This is a genomic window from Neisseria shayeganii (assembly GCF_014054965.1).
In the GTDB taxonomy this organism is placed as follows: Bacteria; Pseudomonadota; Gammaproteobacteria; order Burkholderiales; family Neisseriaceae; genus Eikenella; species Eikenella shayeganii.
Genome location: NZ_CP059567.1, coordinates 1,116,424 through 1,131,633, shown reverse-complemented (window position 1 = coordinate 1,131,633; position 15,210 = coordinate 1,116,424). Strand labels below are relative to the sequence as shown.

Here is a 15,210-nt window from a genome sequence, read left to right as displayed (position 1 = left end):
ATTCAGCGATTCATTTAGTCAAAAATATAAAGAAGTGTATGGAAGCCGAACGCATCAACCAACTCAACAACACCCTCGACGACCTCGAAAAGCGCAGCGGAGAAATCCGCGTTTACTTGGATTACGACGGCAAGAAAGACCGCTTGGAAGAAGTGATCGGCTTGTCTGAAGACCCGGAGTTGTGGAACGACCCGAAAAAAGCCCAGGAAATCGGCAAAGAGCGCAAAGTGCTGGAAGGCATCGTGCTCACGCTCGACACCATTGCCGGCGGCATCGAAGACAACCGCCTGCTGATCGAAATGACGGTGGAAGAAGGCGACGCCGACGGCTTTGCCGCTTTGGAAGCCGATGTGGCCGGCTTGGAGGCCCAAATGGCGGAGCTGGAATTCAAGCGCATGTTCAATCAACCCGCCGACGTCAACAACTGCTTCATCGACATCACCGCCGGTGCCGGCGGCACCGAGGCGGAAGACTGGGCCGGCATGCTGTTGCGCATGTACACCCGCTACGGTGAGCGCAAAGGTTTCAAAGTGGAGGTACTGGAGGAAGACGAGGGCGAGATTGCCGGCATCAACCGCGCCACCATCAAGCTCGACGGCGAATACGCCTACGGCCTGTTGCGCACCGAAACCGGCATCCACCGCCTAGTGCGCTATTCGCCGTTCGACTCCAACAACAAGCGCCACACCTCGTTTGCCTCGGTGTTTGTTTACCCCGAAGTGGACGACAGCATCGAAATCGAGATCAACCCCGCCGATTTGCGTATCGATACCTACCGCGCTTCCGGCGCCGGCGGCCAGCACATCAACAAAACCGATTCCGCCGTGCGCATCACCCACGAGCCCACCGGCATTGTGGTGCAGTGCCAAAACGACCGCTCCCAGCACGCCAACAAAGCCGCGGCCATGGACATGCTGAAATCCAAACTGTTCGAATTGGAAATGCGCAAGCGCAACGAAGAAAAACAGGCGCTGGAAGACGGCAAATCCGAAGTGGGCTGGGGCCACCAAATCCGCTCCTATGTACTCGATTCCTCGCGCATCAAAGACTTGCGCACCGGTTACGAAATGGGCAACACCAAGGCCGTGCTCGACGGCGATTTGGACGGCTTTATCGAAGCCAGCCTGAAACAGGGTGTATAATCCGCCGCATCGCCGAAGGCTACCTGAAACCGTTTTCAGGTAGCCTTCTCTCACTCCCCTACCCTTTCTCTATACGTTTCCAATGACTACCCTGCTGAACCGCCGCACCCTGTTGGCCGAAGTGATGCTGCTCAACATCGCCATTGCCTGGGGCTTGGGCTTTCCCTTGATGAAAGACGCCATGGCCCAGCACGGCATGTGGACGCTGCTGTGGTTGCGTTTTACCTTGGCCGCCCTGCTGGTCTTGCCGTTTGCCCTGCGCCGGCCGCGCGAGCTGACAGGCGGCACCCTATTTACCGGCAGCGTGTTGGGCGCTTTGCTGTTTCTCACCTTCGCCTTTCTTATTGGCGGCCTGCAATACACCAGCGCCGCCAATACCGGCTTCGTGGCCGGGCTGACCATGCTGTTCGTGCCTGTGTTGGAACGCGTGGTGTGGCGCAAACCGATGTCGGCCGGCGTGAAATGGTCGGTGCTGCTCGGCCTGGCCGGTTTGGCCGTGCTTTCCCAACTGAGCTTCGAGCGCGTGGCACTCGGTGATATGTTGGTGTTGGTGGGCGCCGTATTCAGTGCCCTGCAGATCATCGCCGCCGATAGGCTCACCCTGCGCCACAACGCCGAATGGCTGACGGTGATCCAACTAGCCGCCGCCGCCCTGCTGTTTGCCGCACTCTGTCTGCCGAGCGGACAGCCGCTGTGGCCGCAAAACTGGGATTTCAGCCTGTGGCGCGCCCTACTGCTGACGGCGGGTTTTGCCACCGCCTTTGCCTTTTGGGTGCAGATGCGTTTTCAAAACCAAACCACGCCGCAGCGGGCGGCACTGATTTTCAATCTGGAACCGCTCTTTTCCGCCCTGTTTGCCTGGTGGCTGCTGAACGAACACATCGGTAGCCATGTCTGGCTCGGCGGCTTACTGATTGTGGCCGCCATGACGGTAGCCGTGATTTGGCCCTTACCGAAACGTGTCGTGTAAACACCCCGGCAGAAAGAAACATCCGCCTTCTGCTCTTTACACTGCGCGCCGCCCCAACCGCTCTGGAAAAAAACCGCGGTCGCCCATATAGTATCGGACGCCGTCTTTTCAGGTAGCCTCTTCCCCTTTTCCCTGCCGATTTCCATGCCCGCCCCCGTTACCGTCACCACCTATAACATCCACAAAGGCATGTCGCCGCTCAACCGCAAACTGCTGCTGCCGCAAATGGCCGACGCCCTGCAAAGCATTGCGCCCGACGTGCTGTTTTTGCAGGAAGTGCAGGGCGAACACCGCAAGCGCCTGCTTACCGTGCCCGATTTTCCCGCCGAGCCGCACGACGAACTGCTCGGCCGCCTGCTCTCCTACCACCGCAGCTACGGACGCAACGCCGTCTTCAAAGACCGCCACCACGGCAACGCCATCCTCAGCCGCCTGCCGCTCACTACCAAACACAATCTCGACGTATCGGTTAACCGTCTGGAGCAGCGCGGTATTCTGCATTGCGAAATCCAACCGCCCGGCTGGCGTTATCCCTTGGTTTGCCTGTGCGCCCACCTCAACCTGCGCGAGCCCGACCGCCGCAAACAATACCGCGCCCTCTACGACTACATCCACCGCCATATCCCGCACCACATTCCGCTGGTGCTGGCGGGCGACTTCAACGACTGGCGCCACCAATCCTGCCGCAATCTCGGCCAAGTGCTCGGTCTGGACGAAGCCTTTCTGCGCTTCAGCGGCAGCCGCCCCAAAACCTTCCCCGCCCGCCTGCCCATGCTCAGCCTCGACCGCATCTACACCCGCCACCTCACCGTGCTCGACGCCGTCACCTACCAAGGCAAACCTTGGCAGCTTTTGTCCGACCACCTGCCCCTTTCCGCCACCGTGGTGCCGAAATAAACCGCTCGTTAATTAAAACAGCTACCCGAAAGCCATGTTTTATCATGCTTTCAGGTATCCGCTTGCTGAAAAATCCTGATTAACCAAAGTTGTTATTTGGTCATTACTTTACACGTCGGATACTGCTATGCAGGCGATAGGCTCCATGTTGCAGCAAATGGTTTAAAAAGTGCTCCAATTCGTTTAAGTCATCTGTAGCGTAAACAATTTGATAGCAGGTGTCGCCACTTGTTTTATCTACACTTTCTATGTTTTCCCAACTGAGCAGCCAATTTTCAAACTCATCAAAATGCGTGTGTTGCATTCGTACGCCAATAAAGTGGCGCATTCGGGTTTCTTTAAGCGTAAAACCGTTAATGATACCCGCATCCTGCATTTGCCGAACCCGTTCGGCAACCGCCTGTCCGCTCAAATGAACGGTTTGTCCTAAAGCTTGCCAACTGATTCTCGCGTTGCGACGTAGTTCGCGCAAAATGGCTTGGCTGGTTCGGTCGTTAAATTTTTTCATTTTCTCTGTTTCCAGCATCAATATCGTGAATTATGTGCTGTCACTGCTCTCCGCTTTTCATTATCCTTGCCTTTTCAATTCAAGGAGTAAAACAAATGAAAACCGCTTTGTTGGTCATTGATGTGCAGAACGAATATTTTGCAGGCGGTGCATTTCCGCAAGAAAATGCAACCGAGGTGGCACAAAAAATTGCGGCTCATATCCAGCAAGCGCAAGCAGACGGACAGTTTGTTATTGGCGTACAACATGTTTCTCCCGAAGGAGAAGCTTTGTTTGCACGAGGTTCGCATGGCGGAGCTTTGCATGCTTCGGTGTCAGATTTGCTAGTGGACAAACCTTTAGTACAAAAAATGCACGCAGATTGCTTTTTAGGCACAAATTTGACGGAAATCCTGATGCAGCAAGGCATCGAGGCATTGGATATCTGCGGCATCATGACACAGAATTGTGTTACACATACAGCATTATCCCCCGCAGCAGAGGCTTATCGTATCCGCATATTGGGTGATTTGTGTGCCGCACCAAGTGCATTGGTTCACCAAATCGCGCTACGAGCATTGGCAGACAGGGTTGAGGTGATTTGATCGCCGCAAGCAACTGTGGGCCGGGCATCCTAGCCGACGTTTTTTAGGCAAGGACTGCGCCATCTCCGCCCTATACACATAAAGATCTCAGGCTACCTGAAAACATTTCAGGTAGCCTGAGATCGCTTACCGTAATCCAACATCGGACCATAGCAAATGCTGCTATACAACAAAATCAGTTGAGGCTACCTGAAATATTTTTCTTGAGGTCGCATTATCCCTTTGTTGCCCCAAGAATGTGACAAATAAACCGTTAGACCAGGAACCAGCCGAAAAACGCTAACATCTTATCCAAATAATAAAAACTCGCCACCGCCGCCAAAGCCAGCACAATGCCGACTTGGTTGGCGGTGGCAATCTTTTCCTTAAACACCGCCGCCCCCACCAGCGTGCCCAACACAATCACGCCCAAATTCATGCCGGCAAACACCAGCGTCGGATCGTTTTGATAAGCCTGATGCGCTTTCAGATAAAACAGGATGTTGCCGAAATTCAACGCCCCCAGCAGCAGACCGCCCACCACATCCGCCGCTTTCAGCGCCTTGCCGCGCCACCACACATAGCCCCACATCAGCACGCAGGCCAAAGCAAACGCCACAAACAGATTCAGCGACACCGCCTGCCCGGTTTTCGACAACTGCTTGAACAAAATATCGATCATGCCGAAGCCCAGCCACACCCCGGCCAGCCAAAACAGGCCGCCGCTGCCTTTTTTGCCGCCCTCCGGCTTATACAGCAGGCCGGCCAGTGCGGCGAAGGCCAACACAATACCGACCGTTTTATTGAGCGTCAGTACCTCGCCGAACCACAAAAACGCCACCGCCACCGGCAAAGCCAGCGACAAACGCTGAGCCGCATCGGTACGCACAATACCCGCCTGCTCCACCGCCCGCGCCAGCACCACAAAAATAGTAGGCAGCAGCACGCCCAGCAGCAAAAACGGCCACAGCGCGCGCCAGTCGGCCTGTGCCAAAGAATGCAGCGGGGGTTTGAGCAGAAACCAGCAACACGCCCCGGCCACAATATAGTTCACCGCAATCGCGTGCTCGATCTGAATGCCGCGCCGGCGCGCCACTTTGAGCAACACTGACACCGCCACGCTGCAAGCCACCGCCGCCAATAAAAATTCCATCGCCTCAAGCCTTGTCACTTCCGTTCAAAACGGCGCCGCATTATATAGAAGCGGCCCGCCTCGGGCTACTTAAGCGCCTGTTCGCCCTCTCCGTGGCAGCCGTATTGCCGGCCAAAACCGCATACCGGAAAATCGCACGCAAAGGCTACCTGAAACCCGCCCCGCCGCCGCATTTTCATCATGACAGCCCCCGCCCGACAAGGTAAGATACGCGCTTTATTCCACTGCCGCCCCTTCAATGATTCCAGACAATATGCTCGCCACGGTGGACTTGGGTTCCAACAGCTTCCGCCTGCAAATCTGCCAAAACCACAACGGCCAGCTGCAAATCATCGACTCCATCAAAGAAATGGTGCGCTTTGCCGCCGGTCTCGACCAGCGCAAAATGCTCGACGAGGCCTCGCAGGAGCGCGCCTTGGCCTGTTTGGCCAAATTCGGCGAGCGGCTGCGCGGTTTCCCGCCCGAACAGGTGCGCACCGTGGCCACCAACACCTTCCGCGTAGCCAAAAACATCGACCAATTCATCCCCAAAGCCGAAGCCGCGCTGGGCTTCCCGATTGAAGTGATTGCCGGCCGCGAAGAAGCCCGCCTGATCTACACCGGCGTGGTGCACACCCTGCCGCCCAACGGCGACAAAATGCTGGTGGTGGACATCGGCGGCGGTTCCACCGAATTCGTGATCGGCTCCGACCTCCAGCCCACGGTAACCGAAAGCCTGAATCTGGGCTGCGTAACCTACAGCATGCGCTTTTTTCCGAAAAGCAAAGTCAGTGCGGAGAGCTTTCGCACCGCCGTCACCGCCGCCCGCAGCGAAATCCAGCGCATCGGCAAAATCCTCAAACTCAACGGCTGGGATTTCGCCGTCGGCACTTCCGGCTCCGCCCGCGCCATCCGCGACGTTACCGCCGCCCTCTTTCCCGAACAGGACGGCATCACCCTTGAAGCCATGCAGAACATCGCCCGCCGCTTAATCGGGGCCGGCAGCACCAAAAAAGCCCGTTTGGAAGGCTTAAAAGCCGACCGCATCGAAGTGTTCGCCGGCGGCTTGGCCGTGATGACCGCCGTATTTGAAGAGCTGGGCATCCGCAGCATGACGGTGACCGACGCCGCCCTGCGCGACGGCGTGTTCTACGACCTCATCGGCCGCCAGCTCAACGAAGACATGCGCGACCAGACCATCGCCCGCTTCCAGCAGCGCTACCACGTCGGTCCCAACCAAGCCGAACGCGTGGCCGCCTTGGCCGAACAGTTTTTCGCCATGCTCTCGGCCAAGGAAGAGCCGAAAACCCGCAGCCACTGGCAGCAATATCTGCGTTGGGCCGCTTTGGTGCACGAAATCGGCATCGACATCGCCCACACCGCCTACCACAAACATTCGGCCTACATCCTCGAGCAAGCCGATATGCCCGGCTTCTCGCGTAAAGAACAGCGTATTCTGTCCCTCCTGGTGCTCGGCCACCGCGGCGATGTACGCAAACTGGCCGAGCTGCTCAACGGCAACCGCATGCTCTGGTTCGCCACCCTTTCCCTGCGCCTGGCCGCCCTGTTCTGCCGCGGCCGCCTGCCGCTCGCCCTGCCCGACGGCACCACGCTGGATTACCAACAGCGCCGCTACACCCTCAGCATCAACCGCCGCTGGCTGGACGACAACCCGCTCACCGCCGGCGCTCTGGCCGACGATGCCGCCCAATGGCAGAAAATCGGCCTGAATTTCGAAATCGTCGCCAAATAAAAACACGCCGCCTTTCAGGTAGCCCGAACCCGAACACACCATGCATACCGAAACACACGCCCCCAACGCCGCCCCAATGCCCCAGCACGAACTGCAGATGACCGTTTTGATGACGCCCGACATGGCCAACTTCAGCGGCAATGTGCACGGTGGCGACCTGCTCAAGCTGCTCGACCAAGTGGCCTATGCCTGCGCCAGCCGTTACAGCGGGCATTACTGCGTGACCCTGTCGGTGGACAAAGTCACCTTCAAAGAGCCGATACACGTGGGCGAATTGGTGACTTTCCTCGCCAGCGTCAACCACGTCGGCCGCACCTCCATGGAAATCGGCATCCGCGTCGAAGCGGAAGACATCCGCCGCCGCAGTGTACGCCACACCAACAGCTGCTATTTCACCATGGTGGCCATGCACGAAGGCAAGCCCGCGCCCGTGCCGCCTTTGGCCTTAAACACCGACTTGCAGCGCTGCCGTTTTACTGCCGCCGAGCAGCGCAAAAAACTGCGGCTCGACAGCAGCCGCACCATTCCCTCTTGCGACATTTGCGCCTGAAAACCGTTGTCCGAACACCGGCTCCGCCACCACAACGCCGCGCCTCAGCTTTCAGGTAGCCCCTTGCCTAATCCGACCCTCAGGAGAAAACATCATGAAACGTCTGCTGCTGTGCACCCTACTCAGCGCCGCCTGCCTCAGCGCCTGCGGCGAAAAAGACGCCCCGTCCGCCCTGAGCTGCAGCGCCCCCGAAGTCGTGGAGGCGCTCAAGCAGCAAATCCGCCAGGAATCGGCAGTCCAAGCCGCCCTCGGCAACCATGCAGACCAACTGCCCAGCGTGTCCGACGCTGCCGCCGTGAACAGCGGCCTGGAGGCTTTGGGCTTGGCGATCGACGACATCCGCACCGTCCAGCCCGCCGGCAAAGACAACGCGGCTTTGGCCTGCGAAGCCTCTCTCCGGCTCACGCCCACGGCCGATGCGGCGCTGAAACTGCAGGAAAGCTTCACCCGCTATATGAGCGTGCACGAAACCGACGGCATAGACATGGAAAGCGTGATGAGCAACGGACTGAGGGCCGACGGCAAACAGGGCTACTTCCGCTCCCTTTCCTACACCGTGCAAGCCACCGACGACGGCGCCAAAACCGTGGTAGAACTGGACAGCAAAGCCGCTGCCGCCGCGCTTTCCCTGCCGCTGCGCTTCTATCTCGCCCACGCCCAACTGAAACACGATGCGCAAGTGCTGGAGCAGGCGGCTTCGGCCGAGGCCGCCCGCCAGCAGGAACTCGACGCCCTCAACCAAGCCCAACTGCAAGCCCGGCTCGAAGCGGCGAAAAGCGAAAACCAAGGCTGGCACCGCCAGCTCAACCAACAGTGGCAAAGCCTGCCGCCCGCCGCCCGCGCTGCCCTGAAAACCGATCAAGAGCAATGGAACCGCCTGCGCGAAAGCGAATGCGCCTACTTCGGCAAATCGGAATCGAGCGAGCCGCTGGAGCAGGAAGTGCTGCGTTTGGAATGCGACTCCCAACGCATAGAGCAGCGGCTGCCTGAATTGGCGCAAAATGCCGAAACCCATCTCTTGGCCGCCGTCAACGAAGCCCGCCGCCAGAATCAGCAGGCCGATCAGGAAATCCGCCGCCTGTGGCAGAGCATACCCGACGATGTGAAAGCCATCATCGGCCAAGACTACCAAAACTGGAACAGCGCCACCTCCGCCAAATGTGCCGCCGCCGCCCAACAGGCCGGCAGCAACCATTCCGCCCAGCTGGCGCGCCTGCAATGCGAAACCGAAGAAACCCGCAGCAAAATTAACGAACTGCGCGGCTACGTGGTGCAATAAACCCGCCGGCGGCTTTCAGGTAGCCCGAGCACCCATACCGCAGGCTACCTGAAAGCTCCGCCGCCTCTCCCGCTGCCTGGAAAACCCATGGATTTAACCGAAACCCAAATTGCCTCCGAGCCGATTTTCGACGGCAAATTCGTCACCATCGCCCGCGACACCGTACGCCTGCCCAACGGCAACGAAAGCTACCGCGTCGTCATCCGTCATCCCGGCGCCGCCTGCGTGCTCGCGGTTACTGAGCAGGACGAAGTGGTGCTGGTGCGCCAATGGCGTTACGCCACCGCCCAAGCCCTGCTCGAACTGCCGGCCGGCAAGCTCGACCACGGCGAAGACCCCGCTCTGTGCGCCACCCGCGAGCTGGAAGAAGAAACGCCCTACCGCGCTGAGCGCGTGCGCCTGTTGCACACTTTTTACACCGCTCCCGGCTTTTGCGACGAAAAAATGTATCTCTATCTGGCCGAAGGCGTCAGCGCCACCAGCACCCGCACGCCGGATGAGGACGAATTCGTCGAAACCGTGCTGCTGTCGCGCCAGGCAGTTAAAGCGGCGATGCAGAACAACGAAATCCAAGACGCCAAAACCGTGGTCGGTCTGCAGTATTGGCTGCTCAACAGCTAAATGGCGCCGGCTAGGGCCGCTCTGCTGAAACACCGCCACAGGCACACAGCCGGCTGTTTCAGGTAGCCGCTCAGTGCCGCCGCCGGTGAATCGCCACCTTAATCCGAGGCTACCTGAAACATGCAGCAATTCACCCTCAACACGCCCGAAGGCATCCATCTGGGCTTCATCGTTTTCCTGCCGGACGACGAATACGAAGAGCCGCCGCAAAGCGGCGTCTGTATGTTGCGCCTGCAGGCGGCCGACGCTTCTTCAGCGGAGCTGCCGGTCGGCAACCCGCTACAAGCATGGGCCGAACAGCCCCTGCTTTGGCGTGTTGAAGGCGATACCCTCACCATTCACGATTCAACCGGCCACCCCGTCGCCGACCTGCGCCAGCAATACCTGCGCTTGGCAGGCAGGCTGTTTGTGTTGTCGGATTTAAACGGAAATCTCTAAACCATGGGCAGCGTATTCATCTTGATCCCCATCAGCATCGTGTTGGCGTTTGTGATCGGCTATTTCTTTTGGTGGTCGGGCAAACACGGCCAATTTGACGATTTGGAAGGCCCCGCCCACCGCATTCTGATGGACGACGATTCGGTACACGAAGAAGAACACGGCCACAGAAAGGACCAACCATGAGCAACGGATTCGCCTTTGCCAAAAGCCGGCGCTTCGCGCCCCTGTTCGGTACCCAATTTCTCGGCGCCCTGAACGACAATCTGTTTAAAACCGCCCTCTTCGTGATGATCAGCTACCACGGCTTGGGGCAGAGCAGCTGGCTGCCGGCGGAGCAGATGCTCAATTTGGGCGCCTTATTGTTTATCTTGCCGTTTTTTTTGTTTTCCGCCTTATCCGGCCAACTGTGCAATAAATTCGACCGCGGCCGCATGGCGGTGGTGATCAAGCTGATGGAAGTGGCGGTGATGATGCTGGCCACCGTCGGTTTTTTGGCGCAATCGGTTTGGCTGCTGATGGGCTGCCTGTTTCTGATGGGCCTGCAATCCACTTTGTTCGGCCCGCTCAAATACGCCGTGCTGCCGGATTATCTCAACGAAAAAGAACTGCTTTCAGGCAACAGCCTGATTGAGGGCGGCACCTTTCTGGCCATTTTGTTCGGCCAGATCATCGGCACCCTGCTGGCCGGCACCGGCGGCACGGTGGTGTCCACCGTGGTGTTGGTGATTGCGGCTTTGGGCTTGTGCACCAGCCTGTTTATGCCGCGCGTGGCGGCCAAGGCGCCGCAAACCGCCGTCAGCCTGCACGTGGTGCGCGATTCCAAAGACATTCTGCGCCAAGCCTTCGCCGACCGTGCGCTTTACGCGGCCATCATCGGCATTTCTTGGTTTTGGTTTATCGGCGCGGTTTACACCACCCAACTGCCCACCTTTACCCGCCTGCACTTAGGCGGCAACGAGGCGGTATTCAATCTGATGCTGGCACTGTTTTCCATCGGCATCGGCAGCGGATCGGTATTGTGCGCCAAATTGAGCCATAACCGCCTGAATTTGGGCTGGGTGGCCTTGGGTACCGTCGGCATGGGTATATTCGGCCTGCTGCTGGTTTCCTTAACCCACGGACAACACCACCGTGAATTGGTCGGCATCACTACTTTCTTGGCCCGCAGCCATGCTTACCCGGTGATGCTGTGTATCGGCATGCTCGGCTTTTTCGGCGGTTTTTTCTCAGTACCGCTTTACACCTGGCTGCAAACCGCCAGCAGCGAAACCTTCCGCGCCCACGCAGTGGCCGCCAACAACATTGTCAACGGCTTATTTATGGTGGCCGCCGCCTTGCTGAGCGCTTTATTGCTGTGGCTGTTTGACAGCATCACCCTGCTCTATCTGATGGTGGCGGTGGGCAATGTGCTGATGCTGGGCTATCTGTTGTGGATTGCCCCCGAGATTCGGGAAGGCATCAAGCGCTGGATTGCTTAGCCTACTTGAGATTGCTATACTCGCAACTTCATTTTCGGGCGGGCAAACGGCCTGTCGAAATGGCAAAATCACATCACTGAACAGGTTTATTGGGCATATGAAATCGACAAAAGTCGTTTGCTTGGGCGTGGCCGCCGCACTTTCTTTGAGCGCCTGCACCGGCAGCAACCTGAGCATCGGCAGCAAAACCGTTGTTTTACAGAACGACAGCCACATTCCGCTTGATAATTGGGTGGCCGTTTATCCGATTACCCTGTCTCTGGTCAACGATCTGCGTGCACCCAAGGTATACAGCAGCCGCAATCCCGCTTTGGAGCAGCAAAGCGCCCACTACCGCTACCGCATCGGCAACGGCGATGTGCTCAACATCACGGTTTGGGATTATCCGCAAAACGGCGGTAACCGCTCAGAGCAGGCTGCTGGCGGCGGCACTTGGGTGGACGAGCAAGGCCATATTTTTTATCCCTTAGCCGGCAAAATCTACGTCCGCGGCAAAACACTGGCCGAAGTCCAATCCCTAATCACGCAACGTCTGCGCCGCTACATCCGCAATCCGCAAGTGGATGTCAACATCGCCCAATTCCGCTCGCAGAAAATTTCCGTAGCCGGCGCGGTGAATAAGCCCGGCCAACTCCCGATTACCAATGTGCCGATGACACTGCTGGATGCGGTCAATCTGGCCGGCGGCTTCAGCGAACAGGCCAATATCTCCGCCATCAAATGGACGCATCAGGGCGTTGACCACACCATTTCCCTTACCGACATCGTGCGCCACGGCAACCTCGCTCAAAACCGCCTGTTGGCCGACGGCGACATTGTTTACGTACCGCCTGTTACCGACGCCAAAGTGCATGTCATGGGCGAAGTCGGTAAGCAGCAAACTTTGAGCATGGGCAGCAACGGACTGAATCTGACAGAAGCCTTAGGCATGGCTGAAGGCCTGAACCAACAAAGTGCTCGCGCCACCGGTGTGTTTGTGGTCCGCAACCAAGCCACCCAAACCGAAAACGGCCTCAAACCGATTGCGGTGTACCAGCTCAATCTGGCCGATGCTTCCGCTTTCGCTTTGGGCACCCAATTCAAACTGCAACCCGATGATGTGGTTTACGTGACCACTGCGCCGATTACCCGCTGGAACCGCGTGATGACCCAGATCGTACCGTCGATCGCCAATTTGGTGGGCATCGGCCGAGCCTTCTAAGTCTGTCCTTATGAATTTTCAAAACATTTTGGTGGTGTGCGTGGGCAATATCTGCCGCTCCCCCACCGGCGAGCGACTGCTGCAAGGCTACCTGAAACACAAGCAACAGGTTTCCTCCGCCGGCGTCGGCGCCTTGATCGGTTCCGCCGCCGATGCACAAGCAGAAGCGGTGGCTGCCCGACACGGCGTTTCGCTTGCCGGCCATTGCGCACGGCAACTCACTGCCGAGCTGTGTGATGCCAACGATCTGATTTTGGTGATGGAACAAGCGCACATCGGCGCCGTCGACAAAATCTCCCCTTCCTCGCGCAGCAAAGTGATGCTGTTCGGCCAATGGCTGCCCAAGCAGGACATTGCCGACCCCTACCGCCAAAGCGACGATATGTTTCGTCTGATTTACCGGCAAATTGACGAAGCCGCCCGCCTGTGGGCCGACAAACTCAACCGTACCCGATAATCAAACCGCTATATTTTTGAGATGCCCGACATGAGCAATCCTTCTCTACAAAACAACAACGCTACCGATAACGAAGAAATCGATCTGCACAAACTGCTCGGCACCCTCTGGTTCCATAAATACAAAATCATCAGCGTTGCTGTCTTGAGCGCCCTGTTGGCCGGTGCTTATGCTTTTGGCACGGCCCCCGTTTATCAGGCCGACGCTCTGTTGGAGATCGAAAGCCGGCAGGCAGGGGTGTTGAGCGATCTGGAAAGTTTGCTCAGCAACGGCTCTGTGGCCCAAACCGACGGTGAAATTGAGTTGATCAAATCACGGCTGGTCATCGGCCGTGCTGTACGCGCCCTGAATCTCGAGTACGATGTCCGCCCGCGCTACACCCCTATTGTCGGCCGCCTGGCTGCCAACCTATCCGGTGAAGAAGCACCTGTTCTTCAAATAGAATCGTTCTCGGTGAAAACCGAATGGCTGAACGAAGCCTTTGTGCTGCGTCTCGAAGACAAAGTCAATTTCACTTTGAAAGCTCCCGACGGCCAAACTCATCAAGGCCAAATCGGCAAGCCGCTGACATTCGGCGACAACCAGCTCACTGTCCAACAAGCGCTGGCCCAACCCGGCCAAGAATTCACGCTGCGCCGCCGCTCGTTTTTGGCTTCGGTCGAGCGTTTGAAAGACAATTTATCCGCTTCGGCAAAAGGCAAAAACAGCCCGATTATCGGCCTCTCCTACCAAGACACCGATCCCAAACGGGCGCAGCAGGTGCTCAATTCTGTGTTGGAGCATTACGCTCTGCAAAATAAAGAACAGGAAACCCAAATTGCCGCCAACGGCCTGCAATTCATCCAGCAGGAACTACCCGGCTTGAAACGTGAGCTGGAACAGGCGGAAGACAAACTGAATGCCTACCGCATCCGCCATGGTTCCTTGGATATTCCGCAAGAAGCCAAAGGCACCTTGGAGAGCCTGACCAAAATCGAGATGCAGATGACCGATCTGCGCACCGAACAAGCCGGGCTGTCCGAGCTGTACACCGCCGAGCATCCGGCCATGCGTGCCGTGGCCGACAAACTCAAAGTATTGGAAAACGCCAAGGCCACCATCAATGCGCAAATCAGCCGCCTGCCGGAAATCCAACAAGAAATCATTCGCTTATCGCGCGACGTGGAAATCAACCGTGCCATTTACGTGCAGCTGCTCAACAAACAGCAGGAACTGGATATTTTGAAAGCCAGCTCCGCCGGCAGCGTGCGGATTGTCGATACCGCCATGACGGCAGAACTGCCGGTGAAACCGAAACGCCCCATCCTCATGCTGCTCGGCTTTTTGCTTGGCGGCCTGCTGGCTTCAGGCTTTTATCTGATGCGCTCCGCCCTGCATCGCGGCATCAAATCGCAGGATGAAATCCAATTATTGGGATTGAATGTGTATACATCCATTCCTTTATCAGAAATCCAACGCAAGCGCGACAAAATCTTACAGGCGCTCAAACGCAATAAAGATGTCCGTTCCGATACCCTACTGGCGTTTGAAGACCCCAGCGACGTTGCCGTCGAAGCCTTGCGCGCCCTGCGCACCACTTTATTCTTCAGCATGATGGATGCCGATAACAATATTCTGACCATTTCGGGCCCCGCTCCCGGCGTCGGCAAATCTTTTGTGTCTGCCAATCTGGCCGCCATCATCCATCAAGCGGAAAAAAAGGTATTGGTGGTGGATGCCGATATGCGCAAAGGCTATTTGCACGAAATGATGGGTGGCCGTGCCGAACAAGGTTTGGCTGAAATTCTGGCCGGCCAACTCACTTTTGCGGATGCTGTTCAGCCGGTCAAAGAAGGCCGTATCCACTTTATCAGCCGCGGTACCGTACCCGGTAATCCGTCCGAACTGTTACACCGTCCCAAACTGGCTGAATTCATGAGTTGGGCCGGCGAGCATTACGATTACGTTTTGTTGGACACCCCCCCCATTCTGGCTGTTACCGATGCAGCCGTGCTTGCGCAACACAGCGGCACCACCCTTCTGGTGTCGCGTTTCGCTGAAACCACGCTTGAGGAATTACAGGAAAGCATTACCCGCTTCCAGCACAACAACGTGCGCATCAGCGGTGCCGTGCTCAACGGCGTACAGCGCACCGCCGAAACTTACGGCCGCTATGGCACCTACAGCACCTACAGCAATAAATACGGCGGCAATTGATTTGCCTCAGGCTACCTGAAAA

General features: G+C 57.4%; 16 protein-coding genes. 14 read left to right on the top strand and 2 right to left on the bottom strand.

What is annotated here, in order from left to right; genetic code table 11:
* Nucleotides 1-38: 38 nt before the first annotated feature.
* The 3 genes from prfB to H3L94_RS05525 all read left to right on the top strand — a co-directional run bounded on the left by prfB (nt 39) and on the right by H3L94_RS05525 (nt 3,009).
* Nucleotides 39-1,142 (top strand): peptide chain release factor 2, encoded by a 1,104-nt coding sequence (gene prfB / locus H3L94_RS05535; protein ID WP_009118044.1) that lies wholly within the window; start codon nt 39-41, stop codon nt 1,140-1,142.
* Between the two features lie 82 nt (nt 1,143-1,224).
* The gene (locus tag H3L94_RS05530; protein ID WP_182123006.1) at nt 1,225-2,112 is read left to right on the top strand and encodes a DMT family transporter; all 888 of its coding nucleotides are present in this window, start codon (nt 1,225-1,227) and stop codon (nt 2,110-2,112) included.
* 144 nt (nt 2,113-2,256) lie between these two features.
* Complete coding sequence (locus H3L94_RS05525; RefSeq protein WP_182123005.1) at nt 2,257-3,009, top strand: endonuclease/exonuclease/phosphatase family protein; 753 nt, start codon at nt 2,257-2,259, stop codon at nt 3,007-3,009.
* Nucleotides 3,010-3,112: 103 nt separating this feature from the next.
* On the opposite strand, the gene H3L94_RS05520 is transcribed toward H3L94_RS05525, so the two are convergent.
* Complete coding sequence (locus tag H3L94_RS05520; protein ID WP_182123004.1) at nt 3,113-3,517, bottom strand: Lrp/AsnC family transcriptional regulator; 405 nt, start codon at nt 3,515-3,517, stop codon at nt 3,113-3,115.
* Between the two features lie 95 nt (nt 3,518-3,612).
* On the opposite strand from H3L94_RS05520, the gene H3L94_RS05515 reads away from it, so the two are divergent.
* Nucleotides 3,613-4,101, top strand: coding sequence for an isochorismatase family protein (locus H3L94_RS05515; protein ID WP_182123003.1), 489 nt, complete (start codon nt 3,613-3,615; stop codon nt 4,099-4,101).
* Between the two features lie 253 nt (nt 4,102-4,354).
* Here H3L94_RS05515 and H3L94_RS05510 read toward each other — a convergent pair whose 3' ends face one another.
* The gene (locus H3L94_RS05510) at nt 4,355-5,233 is read right to left on the bottom strand and encodes an EamA family transporter (protein WP_182123002.1); all 879 of its coding nucleotides are present in this window, start codon (nt 5,231-5,233) and stop codon (nt 4,355-4,357) included.
* Nucleotides 5,234-5,471: 238 nt separating this feature from the next.
* Here H3L94_RS05510 and ppx point away from each other — a divergent pair, with 238 nt between their 5' ends.
* The 10 genes from ppx to H3L94_RS05460 all read left to right on the top strand — a co-directional run bounded on the left by ppx (nt 5,472) and on the right by H3L94_RS05460 (nt 15,188).
* Nucleotides 5,472-6,965, top strand: coding sequence for an exopolyphosphatase (ppx, locus tag H3L94_RS05505; RefSeq protein WP_182123001.1), 1,494 nt, complete (start codon nt 5,472-5,474; stop codon nt 6,963-6,965).
* A gap of 40 nt (nt 6,966-7,005) precedes the next feature.
* Nucleotides 7,006-7,515: an acyl-CoA thioesterase gene (locus tag H3L94_RS05500; protein ID WP_182123000.1), complete on the top strand. Its 510-nt coding sequence runs from the start codon at nt 7,006-7,008 to the stop codon at nt 7,513-7,515.
* A gap of 94 nt (nt 7,516-7,609) precedes the next feature.
* Nucleotides 7,610-8,794 carry a lysozyme inhibitor LprI family protein gene (locus H3L94_RS05495; protein ID WP_182122999.1) on the top strand — a complete coding sequence of 395 codons (1,185 nt, stop codon included), beginning with the start codon at nt 7,610-7,612 and terminating at the stop codon, nt 8,792-8,794.
* Nucleotides 8,795-8,881: 87 nt separating this feature from the next.
* Entirely contained in the window at nt 8,882-9,415 is a 534-nt protein-coding gene (locus tag H3L94_RS05490; protein ID WP_182122998.1) for an NUDIX hydrolase, read from the top strand.
* A 120-nt stretch (nt 9,416-9,535) separates the two neighbouring features.
* The gene (locus H3L94_RS05485; protein ID WP_182122997.1) at nt 9,536-9,853 is read left to right on the top strand and encodes an HLGFF motif protein; all 318 of its coding nucleotides are present in this window, start codon (nt 9,536-9,538) and stop codon (nt 9,851-9,853) included.
* Nucleotides 9,854-9,856: 3 nt separating this feature from the next.
* A complete protein-coding gene (gene ccoS, locus H3L94_RS05480) occupies nt 9,857-10,039 on the top strand; it encodes a cbb3-type cytochrome oxidase assembly protein CcoS (RefSeq protein WP_009118093.1) in 183 nt (60 codons plus the stop codon).
* Entirely contained in the window at nt 10,036-11,334 is a 1,299-nt protein-coding gene (locus H3L94_RS05475) for an MFS transporter (RefSeq protein WP_182122996.1), read from the top strand. The genes ccoS and H3L94_RS05475 overlap by 4 nt, the downstream gene beginning before the upstream one ends.
* Nucleotides 11,335-11,431: 97 nt before the next feature.
* Entirely contained in the window at nt 11,432-12,535 is a 1,104-nt protein-coding gene (locus tag H3L94_RS05470) for a polysaccharide export protein (protein WP_182122995.1), read from the top strand.
* Between the two features lie 10 nt (nt 12,536-12,545).
* On the top strand, nt 12,546-12,992 hold the full coding sequence (locus H3L94_RS05465; protein WP_182122994.1) for an arsenate reductase/protein-tyrosine-phosphatase family protein: 447 nt from the start codon (nt 12,546-12,548) through the stop codon (nt 12,990-12,992).
* Nucleotides 12,993-13,022: 30 nt separating this feature from the next.
* Complete coding sequence (locus H3L94_RS05460; RefSeq protein ID WP_182122993.1) at nt 13,023-15,188, top strand: polysaccharide biosynthesis tyrosine autokinase; 2,166 nt, start codon at nt 13,023-13,025, stop codon at nt 15,186-15,188.
* The last annotated feature ends 22 nt before the right edge of the window (nt 15,189-15,210 follow it).

What these genes read in the sequence shown, in the direction of transcription:
- H3L94_RS05510 (WP_182123002.1), bottom strand. Translation starts at nt 5,233, where the DNA reads ATGGAATTTTTATTGGCGGCGGTGGCTTGCAGCGTGGCGGTGTCAGTG.
- H3L94_RS05465 (WP_182122994.1), top strand. Translation starts at nt 12,546, where the DNA reads ATGAATTTTCAAAACATTTTGGTGGTGTGCGTGGGCAATATCTGCCGC.
- prfB (WP_009118044.1), top strand. Translation starts at nt 39, where the DNA reads ATGGAAGCCGAACGCATCAACCAACTCAACAACACCCTCGACGACCTC.
- H3L94_RS05495 (WP_182122999.1), top strand. Translation starts at nt 7,610, where the DNA reads ATGAAACGTCTGCTGCTGTGCACCCTACTCAGCGCCGCCTGCCTCAGC.
- H3L94_RS05515 (WP_182123003.1), top strand. Translation starts at nt 3,613, where the DNA reads ATGAAAACCGCTTTGTTGGTCATTGATGTGCAGAACGAATATTTTGCA.
- H3L94_RS05485 (WP_182122997.1), top strand. Translation starts at nt 9,536, where the DNA reads ATGCAGCAATTCACCCTCAACACGCCCGAAGGCATCCATCTGGGCTTC.
- H3L94_RS05475 (WP_182122996.1), top strand. Translation starts at nt 10,036, where the DNA reads ATGAGCAACGGATTCGCCTTTGCCAAAAGCCGGCGCTTCGCGCCCCTG.
- ccoS (WP_009118093.1), top strand. Translation starts at nt 9,857, where the DNA reads ATGGGCAGCGTATTCATCTTGATCCCCATCAGCATCGTGTTGGCGTTT.
- H3L94_RS05520 (WP_182123004.1), bottom strand. Translation starts at nt 3,517, where the DNA reads ATGAAAAAATTTAACGACCGAACCAGCCAAGCCATTTTGCGCGAACTA.
- H3L94_RS05470 (WP_182122995.1), top strand. Translation starts at nt 11,432, where the DNA reads ATGAAATCGACAAAAGTCGTTTGCTTGGGCGTGGCCGCCGCACTTTCT.
- ppx (WP_182123001.1), top strand. Translation starts at nt 5,472, where the DNA reads ATGATTCCAGACAATATGCTCGCCACGGTGGACTTGGGTTCCAACAGC.
- H3L94_RS05490 (WP_182122998.1), top strand. Translation starts at nt 8,882, where the DNA reads ATGGATTTAACCGAAACCCAAATTGCCTCCGAGCCGATTTTCGACGGC.
- H3L94_RS05460 (WP_182122993.1), top strand. Translation starts at nt 13,023, where the DNA reads ATGAGCAATCCTTCTCTACAAAACAACAACGCTACCGATAACGAAGAA.
- H3L94_RS05530 (WP_182123006.1), top strand. Translation starts at nt 1,225, where the DNA reads ATGACTACCCTGCTGAACCGCCGCACCCTGTTGGCCGAAGTGATGCTG.
- H3L94_RS05500 (WP_182123000.1), top strand. Translation starts at nt 7,006, where the DNA reads ATGCATACCGAAACACACGCCCCCAACGCCGCCCCAATGCCCCAGCAC.
- H3L94_RS05525 (WP_182123005.1), top strand. Translation starts at nt 2,257, where the DNA reads ATGCCCGCCCCCGTTACCGTCACCACCTATAACATCCACAAAGGCATG.